Raw genomic sequence first — 26,811 nt, forward strand, 5'->3', positions numbered from 1 at the left:
GCTATTTCCCCAAAGCCGCTATCGTCTCAAGCACGGTCCTGTGCGCCGATGCGAACGCGCCGGTATCCTTTGTCTGCGATATGATGACATCGACCGTGTTCTTGAGCACCTTTTCCGCGGAAACGGCAGCCGCTTCTTTTCCCGCTCGGCGAGCTTTGACTATTGATTCCTTGAGGAGCCAGAGATATGCGTATTCTTCCACGCCGTCGCGCCAGGCTTCCCAGCGGCGGCTCGGTATCTGAACCTCTTTTTTCGTCACATGCGCCGGTGCGGTCGCTGCATCGTAAATGATGGAAAAGTCGATGCGTGCGCCGTCAAAATCCGTCCATGCGCTGTTCTCTCCTTTCGTCCAGCCGGTATCCGCGTAATCCCAATGGCCGGCACCGGTGATGCCATACTGCCATGACTGCCAGAGCATACGACGGTAATGCCCGAGGGGATGGAATGTCTTGTCCGGTCCTTCGCAGTTATAGGTATAAAACTGCTTGCCTGCGTTCTTTTCTTCGGTGAAGAACCGGATGCGTTCCTCATCGAGGCGTCCGGCGACAAGATGCGGGCACCAGACGTCGACGAGCGGCGCGATCGATCTGCTCGCCGCCACCGTGGTCGCCTGCGTCGGATCAACGAAGATACGCAGGTTCGGATCGGCCTCTTTGAACATCGCCCATATTTCTCGGCCGCCGGCATTGATGAGCTTGTCATTCGGCTCATCGATGGGGTACATCGCATAATCCGCATAGGTAAGCCCGAGCGATGCGCAATGCGAGACCACCTGTGCCGTAAGCGACTTCATTGCCGATTTCCATTCCGCCGAGCCGAGCTTGAACGTCTTTCCGGCAGTGAAATCACCGAGCGGTTTATTGATACCGTTCCCGATATCGCCGAAATAGCAGAAGAAAAAGAATTTTTTTATCCCGGCATCGCGATGAAGTTTTATCACGTCATCCAGCTTTGAGAAATCGACCGCCGTGACATTCCCGCCGTCATCAAAGGTGAATTTCGGCATCTGTGCCGGATGAATGACCGCCGTATCGATGTAATGCGCGGCTAGATCGGCCACCGCTGCCTTCACATCCGCGGCTACCGGAGCAAAATTGATATATGCCCAGTTATAGGTCGAGACCGGTATCGGCCGCGGGAGCATGACAGGGAGCACTTTCACCGAAAGGGCTATCGTATACGCGCCCTTCCCGGTCGAGAGCGATAGTGTCCCGCTGTACTCCCCCGCCGGCGTATTATCGGTCTTCACCTGCACCCAGAACGCACGATTGTTGCCCGGCGCTATCGGCACAGTTCCGTCCGCAAGCGGAAGCGCATCGGGGCGGAGGAGCCCGTCATTACATTCAACGTTCTCAGCGAACCGCAGTACAATGTTCTTTTTCGGTATCGATGCGCCCGTGCCGGCCAGATCGGTCGCGTTGATCATAACGTTCCGGACACTATCACCGGCATTGAACACGGCGAACGATATCGACTCATATTCATCGGCGCCCATGACAAGTGAAAGTGACTTGCAATCGGATGCCCCTTCCGGCGGAAGATCGAATGCGCCGAAATCGTTCCATCCGCTCCCCGCATGCACGACCATCGATTTTCCCGGGAAACGTATCGCCGCCGCCTTTGCATTGACGATGCCCGCTTTGTCGCGAAGCGCCGTGAGCGCTCCCCGATCGGCTGCGTTCTGTGCTTCCTTTTCGATACCGCCGATCTCTTCGGCGAGTGCGGCATCGTTCTTTGCAAGGAATTCCTTGAGCGGCCTGAGTTCACCGAGCAGCGCCGCTTTCTCGCGCGCTGATTTGCGCATATCGAATATCGCCGAACCGAGCATGTCGGTCGTATACGTCGTGCCGGTAAGCGCTACCGACGAAGGAGGGAAATCGCCCTTGATGACCTCAATCTCATCGGCGAACATATAGCTGCCGTTCGCGACAAGCGAAACGGCGATATAGCGTCCTTTCGTCCTCAAGTCGTTGAGATGATACCGTGCCGCATACCACTCGCCGTTCTTATCAGGCATGAGCGTTCCGAACCGGCGTCCCGCGTGATAGAAATTCTTTCCGTCCTCGCTCACGAAAAATACCGCGTCGGGAAAATTTACCGATGCCGCTTTCGCGCCGCCCGCAGTGTTGACCGCAAGCTCGCGTATCGGCTGTGTGGTACCGAGATCGACGATGATCTCCACCCGCCCGGCATTCACCCAGCCGACCGTCGACTTCTGTGTCCAGAAATATCCCTCCGTGAACGCGCCGTCGGTAAGCTGCTTGTCGTCGTCGGCGTCCATGCACAGCGAATAGTTCGGTTTTTTCGACATCGTATATTTTTTTTCGAGCGCGAGGTTCACTCCGGAAAGGGCTTTTGTTCCCGTCGGCGCTGCGGTGGCAACGGGAACTTCTTTCCCCTCGCGCACCTCCACATCATCGAACCACACGGTACCCGATCCCTGGTGGAGATACAATATCACCGTTGTCATCGTCTGCGATCCGGAGTTGAACGGGAGTGATATCCGCTTCCATGCGAACGTGCCCTTCAGTGTTTCCGATGCCTTCAGAGTACCGCCGTCCTTACGCCCGAGGTAGAGCTTAACGCCGAGGCCTTTTTCCGAAAGCACTACGGTATCGCCTTTGACCCAGACACTGGCGATATAATCGGTATCCGGCTTCAGCTCGATGTTCTGCCGTATCTGTGAATAGCTGGAAGTGTTCTTATGGGCGATACGCACGCCGTTCTTTCCGGTGCGGAATTGCGCATTGTCGGCCAGAACCGCGGCTTCTTCGCCGGACGCCTCGGTGTACTGCCAGCCGGCCGGTTTACCGCCATCAAGTGCTTCAAAACCGGGGTTTTTCAACATATTCGCCTGCGGAAATACCGTTGCTGCTGCAAAGATCAGGATGGTGATGCACTGTTTCATATGACAACCTCGTATCGGGGAAATATCAAGTTATACGTATAACTTGATTATATGTACGTACAATATAATCGATTCTCCGTTGTTTGTCAAGGAAGCAGAAATAACCGCGGACGATCCCTGTAAGATTTTTCCCTTCTGTGCGTTCCATAGATGTAGTTCAAATGACACAAGACAAGGAGAGCGGCCAATGATCGAGACGAAAGACCCGCATGATGCGATATCCGACAACAGCATCAAAGCGATGATAAAACACATAAGCGCACATAATACGGATATCATGCGCCATTCCATGCGCGTAGCGACCTATGCGGTCAATATCGGGAAGACGATGGGCGTTGCCGCGAATCAATGCAAGTCATTGCTCCATGGCTGCCTTATCCACGATATCGGCTATCTCTGGGTGCCAAAAGCGATATTCCAGTCGCCCCGAACGCTCGCGCTGCACGAAAAAGTGAAGATACACCGCCATGTGGATTTCGGGCACTACTTCGTTTCCCGGCACATCGAGAACCCCGATGTCATCGATATCGTGAAATATCATCACGAACGTATCGATGGAAAAGGATATCCGTACCGTATCGGGGGCACGAGCATTCCGCTCCTGCCGCGCATCGCTGCAGTGGCGGACGCCTACGAGGCGCTCACCGAGAAGCGCGCATATCGCCCCGCGTTCAAGCCCGAGATAGCGCTTAATCAGATACACCGGTCGAGCGGCAGACAGTTCGACGAGGATGTCGTGGGGGCCCTGCATGAGTACGTCGCATCGACGAATACCGACAGCGGGAGCAGGCCTTCTTTCGATTTCGATGCGCCATGACCGCGTACCGATGTTGACAGGAGGGGTGCTATGCGTATACTGACGAAGGTATGATCGTCGTATCGCATCATAAGCGAAGCATGTGAGAGAATGAGGAGCTATGGACCGTACTGAGGCAGTATTCGCACAGCTGACCGGAAAATTCGGCCCGATGGTGTTCCGTGTAGCGGCGAATTATCTCGGCAATGACGATGACGCAAAGGATGTTATGCAGGAAGTGTTCATCAAATTCTTCAGGCGCTACCGCGATGCCGAGCCATCAGGGGCGTACTCTTCATTGTTCTACCGCATGACGATAAACGCATCATGCGATCATTGGAGAAAGAACCGCAAACGCCGGCATGAGCAGATGGACGACGCGTCCGCGGCGGATACGGAAAGTCCCGAGGCGGCGGAGACGCGCCGTGAGGTACAGACGGCGATAGCCTCTTTGCCGGAACAGTATCGCGCGCCGGTGATACTGCGGTACATGGAGGGCAAGTCGAGCAAAGAAATATCGGAAGTTCTGCATGTCAGTGTATCAGCGCTCGACGTCCGTCTCTATCGCGCCCGTGAAATGCTCTCGAAAACGCTGTCGCATATATTCCCCGCGGGAGGTGCCGTATGACATGCCGAAAGACCGCTCTTCTCCTCGACCGGTACGCAACGGATGAGCTCGCCGTAAAAGAGCGTTCGCTCGTAGAGGCACACCTCAACGGATGCGCCGAATGTTCAAAGAGGCTTGCAGGCATACATGCGCTTCGCGGCGTCATCTCCTCGGCACGCACCGATGCGGCCCCGTCCATACTGCCTGAGCTTCGAACATCTATGGCCGAGCCGTTGCAGCAAAAGAAGCCGCGTGTACCGTTCGATACGATACGCACACGGCTTGCAACGCTCCGTATGCCGCAGTACCTGACCGCAGCTGCTGCAGTCGCGGCGGCGGTCATCGCGATAGCAGTGCTCCCGTCCCGCATCGGCGATCGCTCGCTGCCGCGGCTCTCGGACGCGACACGCATCAAGGGAACGAATGCGATATTCATCTACCGAAAGAACGGTGATTCACAGAGCCGTCTTACGAACGGATCGCTCGCGCAGAAAGGCGATATTTTTCAGATATGCTACATCGCCAACAATGGTTCCCACGGCGTACTTTTCTCGGTCGATGGTCGCGGCGGTGTAACGCTCCATCATCCGTCGAGGGCGGACGGATCGACCGAGCTCATCAGGAACAGAGAGACCTGCCTTGACCGTGCGAATGAGCTCGATGATGCGCCCCGGTATGAAAAGTTCTTCCTTGCCGTTGCGCCACGGGCGATGGATAGCGCATCGGTCATCAATGCTGCGAAAATAGCGGCTCGCCGCACGCATGATATCGATGCATCGGTACTGTCCGTGCTCAGTAATTATTCCGTTACAACGTTCACACTGAGGAAGCAATAACCATGAACATGAAAAAAGCCCTCGCATTGACCGTCATTGTGTACGCATGCTTCGCTCAGGCCGAGAGCGGTATGCGGCGATTCGGCATATTCGCCGGCGCAAGCCGCGGGGGCACGCTCCCTGAGCTCATCTATCCATTGAGCGATGCAAAGTCGCTTTCCGAGGTGTTCGTCACGCTCGGCGGATTCGATGAGCGTGATACGACCGTGCTTGCCAATCCCACACTCGCCGATCTCAGGAACGATATAGCTGCGCTCAAGGCAAAAGTGGCCGCCGCGAAGAAAGAGAAATTCCGTGTTGAGATGATATTCTATTATTCGGGGCATTCCGATAAGACGGGCCTTCTCCTCGGTGACGAGGTCTATCGCTATGAGGACCTCAAAAAGGACACCGAAGGGATAGCGGCCGATATGCGCATCCTTATTCTCGATTCCTGCATGTCGGGTACGCTTACGACGCTCAAAGGATCGAGCGCGCGACCGCCATTCCTTTTTGACAGCACCATCGATATGGAAGGCTATGCCTTTCTCACCTCCTCTCGTTCTACCGAGTATTCGCAGGAGTCGGACACGCTCGGTGGTTCGTTCTTCACGCATGCGCTTATTTCGGGACTTCGCGGGGCAGCGGATACCGTCGCCGACGGACGGGTGACGCTTGATGAACTTCGGCAGTTCGCATCGCAGGAAACACGCAAAAAGACCGAGCATACCACCGGCGGCGTGCAGCATCCAAGCTACAGCATGCGTGTCAAAGGCTCCGGTGATGTGGTCATGACCGCGCTCGGCAAGCTTTCATCGTCCATTTCGCTTGCGGATAATGTTGCAGGCCATGCCTATGTCCGCGGTGAGAACAGCAGGCTCATCGCGGAGATGACGAAGCAGGAAGGAAAAGCAATGACAATAGCCGTTCCCGACGGGAAGTATGTCATTACCCTGGAAAAGGACGGCCGCTGGTACGAGGCGAGGTCCGAGGTGTCGAAAGCGAAGGCGTCGACGCTCGGGCGAAATGCGTTCAGGCAGATACGAGTGCGCACGGCTGCGGCGAAGGGCGGACCGGCAGTGTACCGTGTAGCGGTGCTCGATTTTGTATCGAAAGGGAATGCCGCACGTGCCGATGCGAACGTGATAACGGAACTGTTCCGGACGGAACTGGTGAACGGTAAGCGCTATGATGTCCTTGACCGCAACAATATGGATATGATACTCAAGGAGCAGGAATTCGTGAAAAGCGGCTGCACGGAGAATACCTGCGCCGTGCAGATAGGGAAGATACTGAACGTTGATTACATGTTCTTCGGCAATCTCATGAAGATGGGTAATCTCTACTATGTAAGCGCCGGTATTATCGATGTTGAAACATCACGCATCGTGAAAAGCGAACGCGTGAGCATGAAGTCGCTCGATGAGAGCACGACCGTGCTCGCCGATCTGTTGAAGCGGCTTGCGGTCGATGCCGAAAGTACGACAGCGGTCGCCGCGGTGCAGCCGGCGTGGGCGGCCGCACGGGAGAACGCTCCGTTCTCGGCACGAAGCGGCTTCACCGCACTTGCATGGAACGGAAGGATTTGGCTCTTCGGCGGATACGAGCCTGCGACGAAGAAAACGCTCCGTGATGTCTGGTCGACATCGGACGGGACCAATTGGCAGCTCGCGAACCGGAAAGCGAATTTCTGGGACCGCAACCGCCATGCGTCAGCGGTGTTCAATAGTGCGCTCTGGATAGTCGGCGGTTTCCAGGCGAACTCCGGCGGCTTCAACGGCTCGATGAACGATGTGTGGCGTTCGACCGACGGTACGAACTGGAGCCAATTCATGCGCAGTACCGGATTTACCGTTCGCGAAGGGCACACGCTTGTGCCGTTCAAAAATGCGCTCTGGGTTATCGGCGGTTTCGCCTTCCGCGAGAACGTCAATGATGTGATACGCTCGGACAGCGGCAGCAATTGGCTGACCGTAAACAGCAACGCGCCGTTCTCGGCACGCAATGAACACACCTCGTTCGTCCTGGGCGATTCGCTCTATATCGCCGGTGGTATCGGAGAAGATGGAAATGCGATGAACGATATATGGAAGACGAGGGACGGGAAGCAATGGACGCGAGGGACGGGGCCGTTCTCACCGCGCTTCGGGGCGCGCACGGTGGTCATCGGCACAGCCGTGTATCTCATCGGCGGATGCGACGGGAAGAACGGCATGAACGATATCTGGCGGTCTGTCGACGGCGTTACCTGGACCGCGGAAGCGGCGCCTCCGTTCACCGGGAGATTCCTGCATGAAGCCGTCGCATTCAATGGAAGTATATGGGTCATCGGCGGCGTCACCGACGATTCGTACGAGGAAGCGCTCAATGATGTCTGGTCTTTGTCGAAGTAAAACGCGGTTGAACACGGCAGTGATCGGACAATGCGGAATATCACCGCAGGATATACGGCGCCTCGCGCATCGGTGCTGAAAGCGAAATAAGCGAGAGTATGAATCAAAACCGCCGCTCACACCGACGACAATGCCGGTCCTGCCGAGCCTTTTCATTGTCTGCCGGATAAAGACTTCGATGCGCGCACATTCCTTCTTCGGGTTTGCTGCCGGAATATCGAGTTTCATGCTCCACCACCAGGTTACGGTCAGTATAACGCCTTCGATGATGCCGTCAATCAAAGGAATGCTGCGTTTCTCGGGTATTTGACAATATGTTCATATTGTATTATAATTGTTGTATCATATTTGTATTATGAAATATAAAGACCTTGAAAAAACGATAACCGCGGCCATTTCCTCGGGGAAATATCATACCGATGATGTACTTCCCACGGAAGAGGAATTGTGCGGGAAATACGATATCTCACGCTCTACCGTGCGGCTTGCCTATAACAGCCTTGAGAAAAGCGGAATCATCTACCGCGAGAAAGGACGCGGGACTTTCGTGAAAGGAAGCAGAAGAAAGCGCTCAATCTACACGATCGGTCTTATATTCGACAGACCGAGGGATGCGCCGTTCATCGGTACCAATGTATACATCAATGCACGCATGGAAGGAATGCGGAGCGTGCTGTCGAAAGCGGGGCATACAGCATCGCTCATCGTCGTCGACAGCGAGCATGATGATTACTGCGACCTGGAGCGCATGACTCCGGACGGCGTGCTCGATCTCGGCAATACGATATCGCCGCGGTTGAAGCGCCTGCTTACGGAGAAAGGCATCCCGCTCATCGGCGTAAGCGGCGGAGCAACGCCTCGTTATGACGATATCCCCTATGTACTTACCGACGAAGCCCCCGGCGCAAAAGAAGCCGTGGAATACTGCATCGCGAAAGGGTACGATTCGTTCGGCTTCATCGGCACCTATCCTGAGCGCTATCTGCGCTTCAACGAACTCCTCGCGGAACACGGACGGTCGATATCGGAAGAGCACACCTTCATGCTGCCGCCGATGCCCTGGTACAATGTATCCCATATCAAACCGGCAATGAACGTCCTTGATCATCTCAAGGCGAAGGCATCGCATCCCTCGCTCTATTTCTTCTCTACCGATGAGGTCGCGTATCATTTCACGGTGCTCCGCGAGGCTTCGGAAAAGAGAACGGCGGAATACGGCATTATCGGTTTCGGCAATGTCGAGGAGAAAATGGGCATACCGGAGCATGAGCGCATGGTGAGCACGATCAACTCACCGGCATTCGAAAGCGGCGCGGCGGCGGCCGAAATGGTCGTCGGGCTTATCTCCGGGAACGACGTTATAACAAGAACGGTATCATCGTCATTCATACCAAGAAAGACCACGCGATAACGGAGGAAGCATGTATCGAAATGCCATTCTCGCAGGTATGTTCGTCGTTTCGACGATATTCGGTGCCGGCAAGCACTGGGATTCACACTTCCCGGTCGGCTGCTATCTCTACACCTATGTGTGGGAGCAGAATACCAATGCGCAGGTGCAGGACCTTTCTATCGCCGTCAAAAAGCTCGCATCGCTCGGATTCACCTACGTGTATCTCGGCGGCGTGAAGGATAATGCTCTTTGGAATACCATGCTGGAAATATGTGATGCCCACAGGATATCCATTATCCCGCAGCTTGACTTCGCATATATATCGTCTCCGGATGTGAGCAAAGTGCCTGCACGTGCAGCATTGGCCGCAGAATTCATCAAAAAATACAAGGATCATCCGTCTGTCGCTGCATTCAGCGTGAAGGAAGAGCCCTCGCCGGACTATCTTCCCGCTATCAAAGAGTACTATACGATTGTACTTCGCGAAGTGCCCGATGCTCCCCTCATGCTCCTGCACAACTCCCTTCCTGCGATACAGCAGATGAAGCCGCCGTATCCGCGCATCTCGGGAACCGACCGCTACTGCTTCTGGTGGGAATGGGGTACGGCAGGCAACCGCGCCACGCCCCGCTCAGCGCTTCGGTGGTTCCATACGCAGATGGATGCGTTCTACCAGAGCAGCGCCCAACAGAACGCGGAATTCCACGCGGTATTCACGGCAAATACGCTTGAAGGATTCCGAACGACGAACAAGGTCCGTACGATGTTCTATCCGTCATCCATCGCAGAGGACACGAGACAGACTTTGTTCGAACGGGTACTGAAATTGGCGAATTCGACGGATCAGGGCTTTTATCGGATAAGCGAAGATATCGTCGGGTACTGGAAATACTATCGCCCGCCGGAGAACTGTGTTCGTGCCATGGCATGGCTCTCCGTAATGGAAGGTGCACGCTCGATATCGTCGTGGTCCTACGGTCCGCTGCGCGAGGATATGCGGAATTTTGCGCACCGGAGCTCGAACGCATCACAGCAGCGTGAGTATATTACACCCATCTCAGGATGGGATATGTCCGGCACTTCCGCGCTCAATGAGTACAGTGCATTTGCCCGCGAGATACAACGCTACGCACCGCTGTTACGTGCCTTGAAAAAGGAAACGACGCGCATCATCGGTACGCCTGCGGGGCATGAAACGGTGACCACGGAACGACCGACGTCCCCGGTCATCACGGTGCAGGAAACCGATGTCGTATGGCGTTCTTTCACCGTGAGCGGATACACCGGAAAGGTCATTATTATCGTGAATACCGCGGTCGGGACCTGGTGCAGCGGGCGTTCTCCCGACCAATTGTCAGCAGCCGATACATTCCGGATCGACGAGAAGGGGGAAGTTATTGACTATACGCCGAATACTGCAGCACGGACCATCCGCGCTGCCGCTGCCGACAGCTTTGGCTGTGTTGACCTTCGCACGGGGGAGATCGTCTCGGACAGTAACGGCGCACTGACACTTTCCGTCGAACCGGGAGGTGCCGATCTGCTCTTCATTTCGCCGCGCTCGAATGATGAAGATAAACGTTTGCGCAAGCAGTTCGGTCTATAGAAAATAAATTCACGGGAGTCAGCAATGAGAAACGTATTTCTGATGATGCTTCTGTCAGCAATGTGTTTCGGGCTTGAAGAGAAAAAGCCCGCGGCGAAAGAAGGCTTCATCCATTACCGCTACTACAACGGTTTCGAGGAAGCGGAAGATGCATCGTTCAAACAATGGGCGAAGAACAGCGATGTCACCGTGAATTTCATGGGCGTGACCGATGAAAGATCAGCGGGCGGAAAAAAAAGCTTTAAGATCGATATCACGTTCAATTCCGGCTCATATTACTACGTATCGCTGCCGCTCAATGTTCCCTGCGAAGGCGACATCGTCTTCAAATGCTCACTATACATCGATAAAGCGAGCACGGTACGCGCCATACCCGGCCTCGATTTCCAATTCCCGCCGACGAAGGATTCCGGCGTGTACCGCTGCCAGGAAAAGGATACGGTGAATGCATGGATGCATTATCGCGACGAGGGGGCAGTCAGTGGGGCAAAAAAAAGCTCGCTCTCGTTCTTCCGCAAGGCGAATACGCCCGGGCTTAACCCTGATACCGGCGGCAAAGTGATAGACCTCATCGGCATCATGATAACCGGCGGGGCACCCGGAAAACGCATCATCGCGTACATCGACGAGGTGGAGCTGCATGGTACCGTGCCCGACCCAGCGGCATACAAGAAGATCTATGAATCACGTATCGCCTCAGGGAAAGTGGAATCGCGCGAACGTGCCGCGCGCTGGCAGTCCGATCTTACTGCGCTTAAGCCGCTCTTCGATGTTCCGGTCAAACCGGGATACGGCGAATCGTATAAGGCTGCCGTGCTCAGCGAGCTTGCCGCGGTGTCAGGCATCGTTGCCGATATGATCGCGCGCGATACGGTATCGTTCGATATTGAACCGCGCATCCGTTTTCTCATGACCGCCGCACCGGAGATAAAGGAAAATCTCAGGCGGCTTTCCGCGAAAGAGGCATCCGGCATGGTGATACACATGGTCGATCCTGCCGGCCAATACATGGTACTTCCGGACACGAAGATCATTCACGGCACGATAAGCGCACAGGTAAGCGCTGTCATGTGCAAAAATGAATTTGAATCGGCGAGTTTCGTCGTTACTGCGCTCGATGAGCTTTCTGACCTGAGTGTATCACTATCCGATCTCAACGGACCTGCGGTGTATCCCGCATCGAAGGCGGATATCAAGCTCGTGAAATGCTGGTATCAGGTGGCCTATGACCCGCTCTCGCCGATAAGTGCCCGCCCGAAGACAGCGGCGCTCTATCCCGAGCTTCTCCTCAACGACGATGCGCTCGTAAAGGTCGATACCGTATCATCGAACAATCACCTGCGCATAGGAAGTGACTATCAGCTCGTGTCGACACGGAAATTCGGCGCGCTCGGGAGATGGACGCCGTCGGTCGATGAGTACCCGGTTCGCGACAGCGCCGTGCTGAAACCGGTGACCATTCCACAGGGAAAGAATCAGCAATTCATCATCACCTTCCGCCCGGCCGATACTCCTGCGGGCATGTACAAAGGAACACTCACGCTCTCGGCGGGAAGCGTGAAGAAAGTACTGAACGTAGCATTGACCATGCTCGACTTTTCGCTCGTGAAGCAGGAGAACTTTATCTCTTCCGCTTACTATGTCGCACGGCTCGATCCGACGGACAAGGGGACAGTGTCCTCCGAGAGTAAAAGCGAGCAGCAGTACTTCATCGATATGAGCAATATGGCCGCGTACGGCATCGATAACCCCACCGTGTACGAGAAATTCATGCCCGATCCCGCGCCATTCGAGAAGGCGCTCATGCTCCGCGCCAAGGCCGGCATCGACAACTCCGTGATATTCTCGCTCGGTGTGACGACAGGCGCTGCGGGCACCGAAGCGGGCGACAAGTCCATCATCGAGGGGGCGATACGCGGACGGGAAATAGCCGCTAAGTACGGATGCAAAGAATTCTTTGTGTACGGCATTGATGAAGCCGTCGGCGATCGCGTGATGAAACAGCTTAAGGTATGGGAAGAGCTAAATAAGCTCGGGATAAAAGTGTTCGTCGCCGGATACCCGGGCGGCATGAAGGGCGTCGCGCATGCATTGAATGTCTGCGTGAGCGCGTTCGCTGCCGGCGCGGGCATTGACCGCGATGAGGTGTCGCTTTTCCACAAGAACGGCAATCGACTTGTGTCGTACAATGACCCGCAGATAGGCGTCGAAGACCCGTATATCTATCGGAAGAATTACGGCATCATGCTCGCTGCGTACGGCATCGACGGAGCGATGGACTATGCGTATCAGCATTCTTTCGGGAATATCTGGGATGATTTCGACGATTTTACGTACAAGGACCATGTGTTCGCGTATCCGACCGCCGACGGTGTGGTGAACACCGTACCGTTCATCGGCTATCGCGAGGGGATGGATGACATGCGTTATGTCGCAACGCTCAGAAAAGCCATTGTTGCGGCAAATGCAAAAGACGATGCAAAAGCTGCTGCCGCGCAAAGTGTGCTCGACGGCATCCTCAAAGCCTTCAACGATTCCGGCAACGGCGATGAGTACGTCACAAGCCGCTTCGGCAATGGCGCATACATCGATCTCGGTGCACAGCGCACGGCTATCATTCAGGCGATACGATCGCTCAATTACCGCTGAGGGAACGATGCCGTACCCGTTCACCTCGATCTATTTCGACGACCCGATAGAGCCCTTGCGCGCGATCGATGTGTTCATGCCGAAGAAGGTGTCGCGGAATGCCGCGCTCTTCTTCGTGCACGGCGGCGGCTGGCGCGCGGGTTCGCGCTCCGGGTATCACGCGATCATGCGTGCGTTCAACGCCGAAGGCTTCATCTGCGCGGGTACGGATTATCGATTGTCCGGCGTGACGCTCATCGATCAGCTCACCGATATCCGTCACGGCTATGATGTTTTCGTGAGCGAATTGAAGCGAATGAACATCGCTCCGTGCATCATCACCTATGGCGGTTCGGCAGGTGCGCATCTTGCGGCACTGCTCTCGTTCGCCAAGCCGGGAGCATGCGGGGAATCACTCTCGTTCCGGGGCTATTCTCCCGTCAATGCATGGACACCTCCCGCCGCGACAATGCTTTCCGCGTTCACGCCGTTCTTTACGCCGTGGGACGATATTTTCCCCGGCATATGGGCGAGCATGCAGGACATCGCCGGTGCTTCATTCGCAGATGACCCCGCGCGGTACGAACGCTTCTCGCCGATAATGTATGTCGGTGCAGATACGCCGCCGGTGTTCGTGTCGCATGCACAGAACGAGCATATGTTCCCGTACGAGAATCTCATGCGCTTCGAAGAAAAGATGACATCGTTCGGAAAGCATGTCGAAATAAGAACGTATGCGAATACGGAACACGGGTTCTTCTATGATGTGACGCGCCGCCAGCAGAAAGAGGTGTTCCATGATATGCTTGGCTACATCGGAGGCTTATCATGAGACATGTCATAGTCGCAGCGTTGACGGCCGTTTTCACCTTGTGTGCCGAGGTCCCCGCACACCGCCTTCACGGCATCATCTGGCTTGCCGGTTTCACCGACCGGTTCGGCGATGCAACGTCCCTTGAGCGGCATCTGCCGTTCGTTACCGGGACGCTCGCATCGAACACGTACATCGACGGCGTGTACATCGCATTGCGCTGGGATGACTTTGAGCCGACGAAGGGTGACTACAAATGGGACCGCCTGGACAGCGTGATCGACTGTGTACGGAAAGCGGACCGTTTCTACAAACTTGTCCTCGATCCGGGCGTCGATACCCCCGACTATGTGTATGACGAGGGGGCTACCGCGTTCGTCATATCCGACGAGGAACAATCGAAGCAGCCGGGAAAGAAGCAGAACCGCGAAGACCGCATACCCCTCCCCTGGGACCCGATATTCCGGACCAATTTCGTTCGCGTGCTCAGTGCGATCGCTGACCGCTATGGAAGCGATGAGAAATTCGCAGCAACTGCGATAACCGGTGTTTCGCATCGCTACAGCGAGACGCATCTGCCCAAGAACGTCGCGCAGTGGAAAAAATACGATAATGTCGAAGCGAAGGTGCGCGAGTCGCTCATCTATTACGTGGACCTTTTCGCGACGCTGTTCCCGCGGCAGGCGCTCTGCTACGAGATCGCCGTGCCCTTCAGCGGCATGGAACAGGCCCTCAGGGATTCAATTGCACATGCGGTAACGCGGTATCCGTCATCGATATCCCTGCAGAACAATCAGCTGAGCGGTAAGAACGACAATACGCGCAATCCGACGTATCGCATCATCTGCGAATACAAGGACGTGAAGAACGGTTTTCAGAACGTATCCTGTCTCACGCCGCCGTGTTCGACAGCGGATGGACGTCAGGGGGATATGATGCAGACGATAAGCAATTACGTGAACGCCGAAGCGGAATATCTTGAGGTCTGGTACATAGACGGGGCTACGACGGCTACGACACGATCGCTCCGCGATGCCATTGATGCAGCGTATGCTCAGAAAAAACGATAAGGAGCGCTCATACATGTTCCGGAACTATATCGCCTTTCTGATCTTTGCATTTTGCTCCCTGGCAGCCGACATACCGTCATATCTATCGGAAGCATCGGTCAGGAACGGCGGATTCGACAACGGCGTCAAGGAGTGGACGGCTGTCTACAGCGAACGCGGCGAGATGACGACGGTAGAGGACGGCGGGCCATGTCTTTCAGTGAAGACGACAGCGGCGAACTATTTTTTCTATAACAACACCGAGATACCGCTCACGCATCGGCGTCTTGTCGTCACGTTCCGAGCGAAGGGAAAGGGACCGCTCAATTTCTATCAGCTCCTTTTCGACGCAGCAAAAAAAGGCGTGAACACGCCGGGCATCATGACGATAGCACCGCTCTCTATCACGCTTACGCCCGAATGGAAAGAATATTCCATCGCGCTTTCCGTCGGAAGCATGGGCGTGATGATGAAGCCGTATTTTTTGCTCTCGCAGGCGCAGAGCGAACTCGTTCTTGATAACGTCTCCGTATACTATGACACGAGGAGCGACGACGATGTGCACCGCGAAGCGCTGAAAGCGCATGCAACGAAATATGTCGATGCCCCTGCGGTACGAACACCGAGATTTTCCGGTGACATCATCGACAACGACGGGCTCCTCTACCGGATCACGCTCACGAAGAACGGCGATATCGCCGGGCGTTTCGCCGTCGAGGGCGGCATCGCGGGGATGACAGGCGGGCGGCGGAAACATGCGGAAGCGGAAGTGGCCGTACGCATACGCACAAACGGCGATGATGTTTCATATGAGATAAAGGTAACGCCGAATGCCGGATACGGCGTCTTCGAAGTGGAATATCCTCTGCTCGTGCTGAAACCGATATCCGGTGCAGCGCATGATCGTCTCATCGTGCCCAATCAGTCCGGCGTCATCATCGATGATCCGTTCAGTGCCGAAAAGAGCGGACGCGGATCGCCGCATCGGTTCGGGAAATATATCTGGTACGGGACCTACGGAACGACGGCGCAGTCGATGCAGTGCGTGCTCTATGAGAACGGCTCCGACGGCATCATGCTTTGGGCGAAGGACGGCGAGGGATACATAAAGGATTTTGAAGTATCGTTGAACATCGCCGCATCATATCCCGGGGACGGCATACGCGCATCCGTGCACCACTATCCCGCCAACACCGGAGCCGCGAGGACATCGTGGACGTCGCCGTATCCGGTAGTGACAACACGCTATCATAACGGCTGGCAGCGGGCCGCAAAGATATACCGCGACTGGGCCCTCACGCAGACGTGGTGCGCGGGCGGCGGCATTCTCGATCGTGTAAAACGCGGCGAACTTTCCGCGTGGCTCGCGAATAATCCGTTCTGGCTCATCGCCATCAATGAGAACACCTATGACATGCTCGCGAAATACACGGAGCTTTTCCCTGGTGTCGAATTCTCCGTATTTCTCACGCAGTGGCAGCGCTGGCCTTTCGATACCGGCAACCCCGATTACTTCCCGCCGAAGAACGAGGAGGGGTATCGCCGACTCATCTCGCTTCAGAAGAACAGGATGCATTTCTTCCCGTACATGAACATGATCGCGTTCGATAATTCGTTCGATCATGACGCCAATAACAATGCGCTCTCGAAATTCAAGGCGTCGTTCGCACAGCCGTGTTCAGCCGTGCTGATGTCGAGCGAATCGGCGGCGTCGGTGCCCCATTACGTGAACTATCAGGAGTTCTGGGGACGCGATGGAAAGAAGACCGAGGAGCTCAAACAGATGCTCCGTACCGCGTGGAATGGCCCTGTGGACGAGAGCATCATTACGCAGATACGCTCGGACTGGATGACGATATACTCGTATGAGAAAGAAGCGCTCGTGAAAAAGCTCACCCATGCGTGGGGCAGGGATGCGTCTGTCATCGATGCGATACGGGTGAAGAACGAATTCAAACCGCTCTGCCGCGCCGATGTGCGCTGGCGTGAATACTTCATCGGACTTGCGTCGCAGAACCTCACGGGTTACGGTACGGACGGACAGTATCTCGATCAGTCATCGGTGGGCGGCATGTTCGCCTGCTGGTCGACCGATCACGGGCATGCGCCGGGTTTCGGTACGAACCATCTCAATGGTACACGCGCTTTCTTCACGGGCATTCATGAGAAGAACCGCGGCAAGGCGCTCAAGGGCGAAGCGATCTGCGAATATTTTATCGGTGCCGTCGAGGAAGCGCATTGTCAGATGCCGGAATTCCACCGCGCGAAGCTCATACCGCTCTTCCAGACGGTGTATCACGGTTACATTTCGCACATGGCGTGGGATATAACGCCGCCCTCGTTCGCGAACATGAACGATCTGACCGCGGCGGTATCGCTCATGCTGCACTACGGATATAAGATCGGCTTTGCGACGCTCGAACCGTATCTGAAGCTCATCTCGCCCGAGCAGGAGCGGTTCGCGCTGCCGTATTTCAAACAGGCGGTGAAGATCATGCTCGCCACCATGGATACGTTCTGCTACGGCGAACGCCTCGCCGACCCTGTCGTCACAGGAAGCCCCTGGCATGAAGTATCTTATTATCAGGACGCGTCGGGGACGAAGACGGTGAAGGCGGTTCGCCCTGTCGTTGAAGCATCGTGCTGGCGTTCGCTCGACGGGAAAAAGGCGATGTTTTTCGTTTCGAACAGCGGCGACAAAGCGGTCACCGTAACACTGGCGTCCGCTGATATCCAAGGCGGAACGCTCGCCGACATCGACGGGGGAACGGTACCGTACAGCGGTCAATGCACGGTCACGATGAGGCCGTTCTCTCTGCGCGCGTTCATTGCGGGAAAATAGGGATCCCAGCTGAAGGGAATGCCGGTCGCTGTAATGCAACGGAGCTCAACATGAAAGCACAGCCGAACATACTCTGGATATGCGCCGAGCATCACGGCATGCCGATGGGAGAGCTCTATGATCTTGAACATGATCCCGGCGAATTCGAGAACCGCTGGGACGACCCCTCGTTCGCCGACGTTCGCTACGACATGATCAGACGCTGTTTCGATGCGCGCATCTTCACCATGGACCCATTGCCCGGCCGACAGGGGCCGTTTTGATGGGACGCAGGCGTGCCATACTGGAAGCGCCGATGTGCTTCCGCACCTGTCTGCGGCGCTGGATCGGACAAGCAGAGCATTATTTCGGCATGCTGAAATATCCAGTATTTTTGCAGGAAAGTACATTCACTTTCCGCCGCCTGTCGCTATCATATTCGCATACTTCAAGCACCTCGGAGGACTTGTGAAAAAGTCGACAGCCGTCATCATCGGGGCGGGGCATCGCTCGCTCCTCTACGCCGAACACGCTTTGGTAAAGCCGGATGAACTTGCGATAGTCGGCGTTGCCGAGCCCGATGACGAAAAGCGCGCGCATGCGGCGAAGGTCCACTCGGTGCCCGCCGACCGATGCTACCGCACCGCGGAGGAATTAGCCGCTGTCCCGAAATTCGCCGACTTCGCGATAAACGGGACCATGGACAAGCTCCATGTGCCGACATCCATGGCGCTCCTGAAAGCGGGGTACGATATACTCCTCGAGAAGCCGTTCGCCACGAACGAGAAAGAGATGCTCGAACTGGTGAAGACAGCGAAGAAGCTCGGGCGGCGCATCGCGATATGCCATGTGCTTCGCTATGCGCCGTTCTATGCCGGGATAAAGAAGACGATACTCGACGGCGCCATCGGCGATATCATGAACATGCAGACGACGGAGAACGTGAGCTATCATCACGTCGCCGCGGCGTTCATACGCGGAAAATGGGGGACAAAGAAGTACGGGGGATCGTCCTTCCTCATGGCGAAATGCTGCCACGATCTCGATATGATAACGTGGCTGAAGAGCGGCATACCGCCCGTTCGCGTGTCCAGCATGGGAAGCCGCATGTATTTCAAACCGGAAAAGGCCCCTGCCGGATCCGGCACACACTGCATGATAGACTGCCCCGCGGCGGTCGAATCGAATTGCCTTTACTCGGCGAAAAAGCATTACATCGATCACAACTGGTGGCTGTTCTACGTCTGGGACATCAACGATAAATTCCAGGGACAGAAACTGCCCGATGCCGCTGAGCGCGAAAAGAAGCTCAAGGACCCGTCATTCCCCTACGGACGCTGCGTATGGAAAACGGAAGCGGATATCATCGATCATCAGTCCGTCGTCGTCGAATTCGCCGACGGCGCGACCGCGACCCACAACCTCGTTTCCGGCGCCGCGAAGGGCGGACGGAGCATACAGATCATCGGGACGAAGGGCGAGATACGCGGTGATTTCGAGTCGGGAAAATTCGAGATCAACCGCATCGATCCGCGTTCCGATAAGGAATATTCGCAGGAACTCGTCGATACGAACATCGCCGGCGATTTCAGCGGCATTGCCGGTGCGCACGGCGGCGGTGACGCGCGGCTCATCATGGACTTCGTCCGCGTCATGAACGGCGAAAAGCCGAGTTACTCGTATACCGGCATCGAGGATTCCGTCAACGGACATCTCACGGGTTTTTACGCAGATAGATCGATGGAAGAGAAGCGACAGCTAGCCATGCCGCCGCTACGGTAAGCATGAAAGCATACATACAGTTCGATTTTGAAGGCATTGCCGGCTTTGTTATTCGCGATACAGAGGACAGAAACATACCTACGGTGCTTGAACGTACCCACAGAATGATGAAAATAGCCAGTGCCGAGGTTTCCGCCGCTGCGAACGGGGCATTTGCCGCCGGGGCGGATGAAGTGGTCATTTGGGATTCTCACGGGAAAGGGAACACGCTACTCATCGAGGAGCTTCCCGAGAAGGCCGAGCTTATTACCGGAGACTATGACCGCGGGCCGTGGCTGCCGTTCTTTGAAGGCACGGATGTCGGGATATATATCGGCGGTCACGCAATGACCGGGACGCCCAGGGCCGTTACCCCGCACACGCGTATTGAGGTCAATGGAAGGTCATACGGTGAAGTCGGCATGTTCATCCTTGAATGCGGAGCGCGCGATGTGCCGGTGGTGCTCGTGAGCGGGGATACGGCGGTTGAACGTGAGATCGCGGACATGATACCGAAAAGTAATTTTGTAGCGACAAAAGATGCCGTCGGCCCCACACTGGCAAAAAGCATTACCCCGGCACTTTCATGCAAACGTATTTTTTCTGCGGCGCGCCGAGGCGTACGATCGCGGGCGCATATCCCGCCCTGCAGGATAACCCCGCCGTATACGTTCGGATATACCGGGTCCGGTGCGCCTCTATCGTATACGGATCCCGGCGATGATCTGCTTACCGGCTACCGCCGTTTCCTGAAAAAGCATCTCGGCTATACCAAAGGGTGGCCCGAGTATGATCTTCAGAACGAAGATTACGGCGTTGATTGAACGCTGAATAACATACCGTCATTAATGACAGGAGTCGTGCATGTCCGAACCGCTTAAACTCGTCCTCACCTTCCTCATCGGGGGATCGGTGGTCACGCTCGCAACGTATTTCGGTTCGAAAGGCAGCGGCATTCTTGCAGCATTCATCACACAGTTCCCGTCGATAAGCGTGCTTGCGTTCTATATCATCTATAAGAACGGCGGCTCGCCCGCGGTGATGAATTATGTCGAAGGATTCCTCCTCGTCGTCCCTCCGTGGATACTCTATGCCGTCATCATGTATTTTTTCACTCCGCGCATCGGCGTCATCTACAGCCTTATCATCGGTGTGGGCAGTTATATGATCACGGCGGTCGGCCTTACGAAGCTTAAGGATATTTTCTTCAAGTAGGGGGTTGCTCATGGCTCGTTATGTCAATGTTTCGTCGATATTGTTCTCCACCCGCGCTGTACGCGGGGCGAAAGACGCCGGGGGCATCGTGCTCAAAGAGACGAGCGATGCGCTCAACAATATGCGCGGCTACAGGTTCGATCTCATCGTGCTCTCCGAGGGAGTGGAAGCGTTCGGGCAGACCAACGATACGGCGGAGGAAATTGCGAATCCCGGGCCGTTCCTTTCGCTCTATCTCGACTTTGCCGCAAAGGAGCAATGTACCATTGCCGGCTCGGTGAAGATACGCGAGAACGGACGTGCGCACAATTCCATAGCCTTCGTCACGCCGGACGGCATTGCCGGTGTCTATCACAAGACATTCCTTACCGAGGGAGAACGGGAAAGCGGTCTCGCATCGGGGAAAGGCGCCGTCGTCGTCGACACTCCGGCGGGTTCGCTCGGCGGCGCAATATGTTTCGATCTGAATTTCGATATGATACGTCAAGGATACATCGCGAACAAACCCGAGATACTCTGCTTCGCATCGATGTATCACGGCGGACTCATGCAGGGGCTCTGGGCGTATCAAAGCCGCGCGTATTTCATTTCAGCGCTCCCGTTCCTGGGCGGCGGCATCATCGATCCTTTCGGCCGTCCGGTGGCCATATCCGACTGCTATACGCCGCATCCGAGGGCGCGCATCAACCTTGACTATGTCATGGTGCATCTCGATAAAAATCGCGATCATTTCCCCGCGATAGAGAAGAAATATCGTGAAGAAGTGAGCGTCGATATCCCGGCGAACGTGGGGCCTGCACTCATCGTGAGCAATACAGAAAAGCGCACGGCCGAGGATATCGTCAGGGAGTTCGGTCTTGAAACGCTCGATGAATACATGGAGCGGTCGGTGAAGGCGAACGAGGGGAATAGGGGGTAGGCGCAGCGCGATTATTTCGGCGCGCATACGTACGAGCGCACCGACAGGAAGCGCGGCGAGTTCTTCCACACGAACTGGACGGGCCGCGGCGGGAATACGAGCGCTTCGACCTGCGTCGTGTAAAATATTCTTTGGATGTAAAAGACCGTCATTCTCCTTCACGGGAGGGTGGCGGTCTTTTTTTTATACGCCCCTTGCGAAAACATCGCTCCATAGTATAGTTCGCTATCACCGTGCCGGAGGGAACAATGCTCACTCGAAGTCTCGACAAAGCGCGCGATGCGTATAAGAAGAAAAGCGTCGAAGCGACAAAACAGGCGCATTCCGCCGGGGCGTGTGCGAACGAGCATCACAGCACGGGCGGGCAGTACATCAAGAGCATCATCTACGGCGGCCTTGACGGTACGATAACCACGTTCGCTGCGGTGGCGGGCGTGGCGGGTGCTTCGCTCTCGCCGGCCATAGTGCTTATCATCGGCTTCGCCAATCTCATCGCCGACGGGCTTTCCATGGCGATAGGCGACTATCTCTCCACGAAAGCGGAAAAGGAATACGAGGCCGCTGAAAAGAAGCGCGAGGAATGGGAGATCGAGCATTATCCCGAAGGCGAAAAACAGGAGCTCGTTGAGATATACGTCTCCAAAGGGATGCCGGAGAAGGATGCAACGTCGGTCGTCACTACGATATCAAAACACAAGCGTGCGTGGTCGGATATCATGATGGTCGAAGAGCTCGGCATAGTCCCCAGTGCCGAATCGCCGCTCAAGAACGCGTTCGCCACATTCGCATCGTTCTCTGTCTTCGGATTTATCCCCATCATCGCCTATGTCTTCGCACGCGCGATACCGTTCTTCGCAGCGAACACCTTTCTCACGTCATGCGTCCTGACGGGCGCAACGCTCTTTCTCCTCGGCGCGCTCAAGACGCGCATCACCGGGCGCAACTGGTTCCTCTCGGGTCTCGAAATGTTCCTCGTGGGAAGCATAGCCGCGTCCGCAGCATATGGGATAGGGTTCCTGCTTTCGGGGCTTGCAAAGTAGCATCGGCGTCATCCGTGATGTCGCTTTTTCCCGTCGGCAGATGTCGTTTTCTTCCAAGACCGCACGCTCTCGCACGATTACCTTTTGCCGTATCACCTGTGCCTCAGGAATACCATGTTCGAACGATCGAATGATATCATCGCGGATTCGCTCATATCCTGCGATGCCTATCACCCGTTCCCGACATATGATGAGCGTGCGCTCTGGTCGAACCCCGCTTTCGCGTGGGCCATCGCCGAGGGTGTTCGGTACGCAGGACGTTCCCGGCCCATCCTGCCTGCCGTACGCTATATGGACTTCGCCCGCGACGGCAACCGCTCCCGCTACGAGGCGATATACTTCGAACGGCGCAGCGCGCTCGCTTCGCTCCTTATCGCGGAATGCGTCGAACATAACGGCCGCTTCATCGATGACATCATCGATCTTGCCTGGGCCGTCTGCGAGGAGACGAGCTGGGTCATTCCCGCACATAACGGCCACGATGCGAAAGCCCCGCGTGCGCTCCCCGACATCGAGGCGGACATCTACATCGATCTTTTCTCCGCGGCGACAGGATCGCTCCTCTCCTGGCTCTGGTATTTCATGCACGATATCCTCGACACGAAAAGCCCCCTCATCGCCCGGCGCATCGAGCTCGAAGTGAAGCGGCGCATACTCGACCCGTACCTCACCGGGCGTTTTCAATGGACGGGGCTCTTCGGCGGTTTTGTGAACAACTGGAACCCGTGGATCAATTCGAACGTACTCCCGGCATTCCTCCTGCTTGAACATGACAGCGCGCGAAGAACGGCGGGCATTGCGCGGACGCTTCAAAGCGTCGATCGTTTCATTGCAGGCTATCACCCCGACGGGGGCTGCGACGAAGGCCCCGGCTACTGGAACGCCGCGGGTGCATCGCTCTTCGATCATCTCGATATGCTCCGCGGTGCGGCGAAGGGCATCGATGCGTTCTCCGATCCCCTCATCGCCAATATCGGCAGATACATCATGCGCATGCATATCGCAGATGACTATTTCGTCAACTTCGCGGATTCCGGGACGAAGCTCTCCGTCTCTTCCGATCTCATACACCGTTACGGAAAGGCCGTCGGGGATGATGGACTCGCCCAGTTCGGCGCATCGTTCTTCGGGTCCGAAACGCAGAAGAGATCGGATTCATGGATGTTCTACCGCACGCTCTGTGCACTGTTCAATTCGCCTGAGAACGCGACGGTGCGTGCAAAACCGCCGCTCCTCCTTCATTCCTGGATGGACGGCATAGAGGTCATGACGGCCCGCGAGCATGAAGGCTCACGCGACGGGCTCTTCGTCGCCGCAAAGGGCGGTCACAATGCGGAAAGCCATAATCACAACGACGTGGGCTCTTTCATCGTCTACGCGGACGGAAAGCCCGTGCTCATCGATGTGGGAGTGGAGACCTACACGCGCAAAACCTTCAGCAAAGAGCGCTATGAGATATGGACGATGCGTTCGCCGTACCATAATCTGCCCGTGGTGAACGGCATCGAACAGTCGGCGGGGAGAAGTTTCGCCGCACGGGACGTGCACTGCACACAGGATGCATCGCGCTCATCGCTTTCCATGGACATTGCTTCGGCATATCCGCCGTCAGCCGGCATAGAACGCTGGCATCGCACGGTAACGCTTGACCGCACGGAACGCGCCGTCATCATGAGCGATGAACTTTCCCTCGCATCGCCGGGCACCATCGCTTTTTCGCTCATGACATCGCGAACGGTGCGTATCGAGGGGAACGATATCCTCCTCACGGCAGCGGGCGAGCGGACGGTTTGCATACGCGCCGAAGGCCTTGCGTACGACATTGTCATCGAACCGATATCGCTTGCCGATGATAAGCTTCGCGAATCCTGGGGCGAAAGCGTATCACGGATACTGCTCCGCATACACGGTGCGCTCAAAAATGGCGTATTCACCATGCGGATATCCATCGTATGATGCCCTGTCATGGAGAACGCTTACCGGTGTTCCGCTATCAGTGTAAGGACCTTTTCTGCTGATGCGTGAACGTCCAGTCCCTTCCCGAGCGGTCCTGTCACACCGATGAGAAGCGTCTTCGCCCCCATGGTTGTCTCGATATAATCAAGAAATACCGTGAGCGGGAGCGCGTGCGTGGAGAACGATATGCCGCCGACACTGTCACGGTCGATGACGCGTACCGCCTGAGCACCCTCCGGCACCTGCACATCGCCCGATGCTGGCGATACCGCATCGATGATGACGACGAGTTCTGGCGAGAGCTCGCGCAAAAGCCCTGAAAAATTCTCGGGAACGACACCGCATTCGATGAAGGCGATATCATCATGATCTTTTGCAAGACGTTTAAGCGCGCGGAGCACACGCATGCCGTGAACATCATGGGGTATCGTTTCGTCGCCGACGCCGAGTATCGCTACGCGTACCATCGGCGTTCAGATCATTTCTGGACGGTAAAAAGCGATTTCTTATCGAGCGCGGCAAGCTCGTAATCGTTCGAAATGGCGAGTGCGTCCTTCGGGCAGGACTCCACGCATTGCGCGCAGTAGATGCAGCGGTCAAGCCAATTATCGAGCTCGTATTTCTTCTCGCCGATGGTCTTCACTTCAAGCGCGAACGACGGGCATACGCGCACGCATATCTTGCAGCCGATGCACTTCTCAGGGATGAATTTGATGCGCCCGCGGTAATTCTCGGGGAGCGCGGGTTTTTCGAACGGATACATCTCGGTGGCGGCCTTCTTTGAAAGCCGGCTTATCATCTCGCCCAGTACTTTTCCCGGTAATTTCATTGTATGAACCCCCGCACGATGATGCTCACGAAGAGCTGTGCTATGCCCACCGGCGCGAGGTATTTCCAACAGAACGCTATCATCTGTTCGATGCGTACGCGGCCGAGCGCCGTTTTCATGAGTACGAGGAACATCAGTACGAAAAGCGTCTTTGCGAAGAAGAGCGGTATGCTCGCAAGGAGGGGAAGGCCGAAATCGCCGCCCATGAACACCGCGCCGAGGAGCGCTGCGCCTGCAACGAGCTCTATGTCCGTGGTAAGCTTGAAGAAACCGAAGAGACGTCCGCCGTATTCGGCGAACGTACCGCTCGCCAGTTCCGTTTCCGCCTCGGGAATATCGAACGGTATGCGCTCAAGCTTGCCCTGGAGCGCAACGACGGCGACGAAGAAACCAGGGATGTTCACGAGAAGAAGGAGCGGGTTATGCGAATAGAACGCGCTTATCTCGGAGATGCTCCATGACCCGGCGAGTACCGCGGGACTTATGACGGCTACCATGAGCGGCACTTCGTACGCGAAGAGCTGCGTTATGACGCGAACCGCGCCCACCGCAGGATACGGACTTCCCGAGCTCCAGCCGCCGAGAAAGAACGCGAGCGTGGGAAGCGTAAGGAGATAGAGCACGACGATAAGATCGCCCTGGAAGGCGAACACGGCCGTATCGCGCACCGTGGGAATGTAGAGCATGGAGGCGAACACTGCAGCGGCGGCGATGAGCGGAGAGAACACATAGAGCACACGGTCGGCGCCGACGGGATGGATATCCTCTTTCGCGAAAAGCTTAAGGAGGTCGGCGATAGGCTGGAACCACGGCGGGCCAACCCTGTCCTGCATGCGCGCATACATCTTGCGGTCTATCCATGAGCAGAGCGACCCGTACAGGATGAGGAATATGAAGCCGGGAAATACGAGAATGTTGAATATCGCCATTACTCTGTCCTACCTCGAATGCGAGATTATTTTCTTTTCCATGAGCTTCACACGCGAGAAATCGACCCCGCGCTCTTTGTACGTCGCGATGCTCTTCTCGCGTATATGCTTCCAATCGAGCGTTCTGCCGTCCGTATCGACGACGGTGACAGCGCGGTCGGTGCATGAGAAGCACGGGTCAATGGCGGCCACCACGAGCGGCGCGTCCGCGATATAGCCTTTGAGGAGCATATGCTTTGTCGCCACCCAGTTGGCGAGCGTGGGTGCCCGCACGCGGACGCGGTCGGGCTTATCCGTTCCGTTCGCCGCTATATAGTGAACATCCTCGCCGCGCG

The 26,811-nt window shown here is 56.0% G+C and carries 22 protein-coding genes and 1 pseudogene; 18 read left to right on the plus strand and 5 right to left on the minus strand.

Going from position 1 to position 26,811, the window contains the following annotated elements:
- Position 1 precedes the first annotated feature (1 nt).
- On the minus strand, positions 2-2,908 hold the full coding sequence (locus AABZ39_08085; protein MEK6794719.1) for a carbohydrate binding domain-containing protein: 2,907 nt from the start codon (positions 2,906-2,908) through the stop codon (positions 2-4).
- A gap of 187 nt (positions 2,909-3,095) precedes the next feature.
- Here AABZ39_08085 and AABZ39_08090 point away from each other — a divergent pair, with 187 nt between their 5' ends.
- The 18 genes and pseudogenes from AABZ39_08090 (at position 3,096) to AABZ39_08175 (ending at position 24,718) form a co-directional block, all read left to right on the plus strand.
- Positions 3,096-3,725, plus strand: coding sequence for an HD domain-containing phosphohydrolase (locus AABZ39_08090; GenBank protein MEK6794720.1), 630 nt, complete (start codon positions 3,096-3,098; stop codon positions 3,723-3,725).
- Between the two features lie 100 nt (positions 3,726-3,825).
- Positions 3,826-4,332 (plus strand): sigma-70 family RNA polymerase sigma factor, encoded by a 507-nt coding sequence (locus AABZ39_08095; protein ID MEK6794721.1) that lies wholly within the window; start codon positions 3,826-3,828, stop codon positions 4,330-4,332.
- The gene (locus AABZ39_08100) at positions 4,329-5,147 is read left to right on the plus strand and encodes a zf-HC2 domain-containing protein (GenBank protein ID MEK6794722.1); all 819 of its coding nucleotides are present in this window, start codon (positions 4,329-4,331) and stop codon (positions 5,145-5,147) included. Before AABZ39_08095 ends, AABZ39_08100 begins: the two co-directional genes overlap by 4 nt.
- A 2-nt stretch (positions 5,148-5,149) precedes the next feature.
- Complete coding sequence (locus AABZ39_08105; protein MEK6794723.1) at positions 5,150-7,519, plus strand: kelch repeat-containing protein; 2,370 nt, start codon at positions 5,150-5,152, stop codon at positions 7,517-7,519.
- A 355-nt stretch (positions 7,520-7,874) separates the two neighbouring features.
- Positions 7,875-8,930 (plus strand): GntR family transcriptional regulator, encoded by a 1,056-nt coding sequence (locus AABZ39_08110; protein MEK6794724.1) that lies wholly within the window; start codon positions 7,875-7,877, stop codon positions 8,928-8,930.
- Between the two features lie 10 nt (positions 8,931-8,940).
- On the plus strand, positions 8,941-10,518 hold the full coding sequence (locus AABZ39_08115; protein ID MEK6794725.1) for a hypothetical protein: 1,578 nt from the start codon (positions 8,941-8,943) through the stop codon (positions 10,516-10,518).
- Positions 10,519-10,542: 24 nt separating this feature from the next.
- A complete protein-coding gene (locus AABZ39_08120; GenBank protein MEK6794726.1) occupies positions 10,543-13,167 on the plus strand; it encodes a hypothetical protein in 2,625 nt (874 codons plus the stop codon).
- 7 nt (positions 13,168-13,174) lie between these two features.
- On the plus strand, positions 13,175-13,978 hold the full coding sequence (locus AABZ39_08125) for an alpha/beta hydrolase (protein MEK6794727.1): 804 nt from the start codon (positions 13,175-13,177) through the stop codon (positions 13,976-13,978).
- Positions 13,975-15,027, plus strand: a complete 1,053-nt coding sequence (locus AABZ39_08130; GenBank protein MEK6794728.1) for a beta-galactosidase — start codon at positions 13,975-13,977, stop codon at positions 15,025-15,027. Before AABZ39_08125 ends, AABZ39_08130 begins: the two co-directional genes overlap by 4 nt.
- Positions 15,028-15,040: 13 nt before the next feature.
- Entirely contained in the window at positions 15,041-17,848 is a 2,808-nt protein-coding gene (locus tag AABZ39_08135) for a DUF6259 domain-containing protein (protein ID MEK6794729.1), read from the plus strand.
- Between the two features lie 50 nt (positions 17,849-17,898).
- The gene (locus AABZ39_08140) at positions 17,899-18,111 is read left to right on the plus strand and encodes a hypothetical protein (protein MEK6794730.1); all 213 of its coding nucleotides are present in this window, start codon (positions 17,899-17,901) and stop codon (positions 18,109-18,111) included.
- A 184-nt stretch (positions 18,112-18,295) separates the two neighbouring features.
- Positions 18,296-19,609, plus strand: a complete 1,314-nt coding sequence (locus tag AABZ39_08145; protein MEK6794731.1) for a Gfo/Idh/MocA family oxidoreductase — start codon at positions 18,296-18,298, stop codon at positions 19,607-19,609.
- A 2-nt stretch (positions 19,610-19,611) separates the two neighbouring features.
- Positions 19,612-20,412: a M55 family metallopeptidase gene (locus AABZ39_08150; protein ID MEK6794732.1), complete on the plus strand. Its 801-nt coding sequence runs from the start codon at positions 19,612-19,614 to the stop codon at positions 20,410-20,412.
- Between the two features lie 40 nt (positions 20,413-20,452).
- Positions 20,453-20,803, plus strand: coding sequence for a DUF3147 domain-containing protein (locus tag AABZ39_08155; protein ID MEK6794733.1), 351 nt, complete (start codon positions 20,453-20,455; stop codon positions 20,801-20,803).
- Positions 20,804-20,813: 10 nt separating this feature from the next.
- A complete protein-coding gene (locus AABZ39_08160; protein MEK6794734.1) occupies positions 20,814-21,722 on the plus strand; it encodes a carbon-nitrogen hydrolase family protein in 909 nt (302 codons plus the stop codon).
- Positions 21,723-21,845: pseudogene (locus AABZ39_08165) on the plus strand (hypothetical protein).
- A 125-nt stretch (positions 21,846-21,970) separates the two neighbouring features.
- Entirely contained in the window at positions 21,971-22,762 is a 792-nt protein-coding gene (locus AABZ39_08170) for a VIT1/CCC1 transporter family protein (GenBank protein ID MEK6794735.1), read from the plus strand.
- Positions 22,763-22,876: 114 nt separating this feature from the next.
- On the plus strand, positions 22,877-24,718 hold the full coding sequence (locus AABZ39_08175; protein MEK6794736.1) for a heparinase II/III family protein: 1,842 nt from the start codon (positions 22,877-22,879) through the stop codon (positions 24,716-24,718).
- Between the two features lie 20 nt (positions 24,719-24,738).
- Here the strand turns inward: AABZ39_08175 and AABZ39_08180 are convergent, their stop codons facing one another.
- The 4 genes from AABZ39_08180 to AABZ39_08195 all read right to left on the minus strand — a co-directional run.
- Positions 24,739-25,185, minus strand: a complete 447-nt coding sequence (locus AABZ39_08180) for a hypothetical protein (GenBank protein MEK6794737.1) — start codon at positions 25,183-25,185, stop codon at positions 24,739-24,741.
- An 11-nt stretch (positions 25,186-25,196) separates the two neighbouring features.
- Positions 25,197-25,547 (minus strand): 4Fe-4S binding protein, encoded by a 351-nt coding sequence (locus tag AABZ39_08185; protein ID MEK6794738.1) that lies wholly within the window; start codon positions 25,545-25,547, stop codon positions 25,197-25,199.
- Complete coding sequence (locus tag AABZ39_08190) at positions 25,544-26,476, minus strand: complex I subunit 1 family protein (GenBank protein ID MEK6794739.1); 933 nt, start codon at positions 26,474-26,476, stop codon at positions 25,544-25,546. The genes AABZ39_08185 and AABZ39_08190 overlap by 4 nt, the downstream gene beginning before the upstream one ends.
- 9 nt (positions 26,477-26,485) lie before the next feature.
- Positions 26,486-26,811, minus strand: a 326-nt coding sequence (locus AABZ39_08195) for an NADH dehydrogenase subunit (protein ID MEK6794740.1), incomplete at its 5' end; no start/stop codon positions are given.

The sequence above is a fragment of the Spirochaetota bacterium genome, from assembly GCA_038043445.1.
Taxonomy (GTDB): domain Bacteria; phylum Spirochaetota; class Brachyspiria; order Brachyspirales; family JACRPF01; genus JBBTBY01.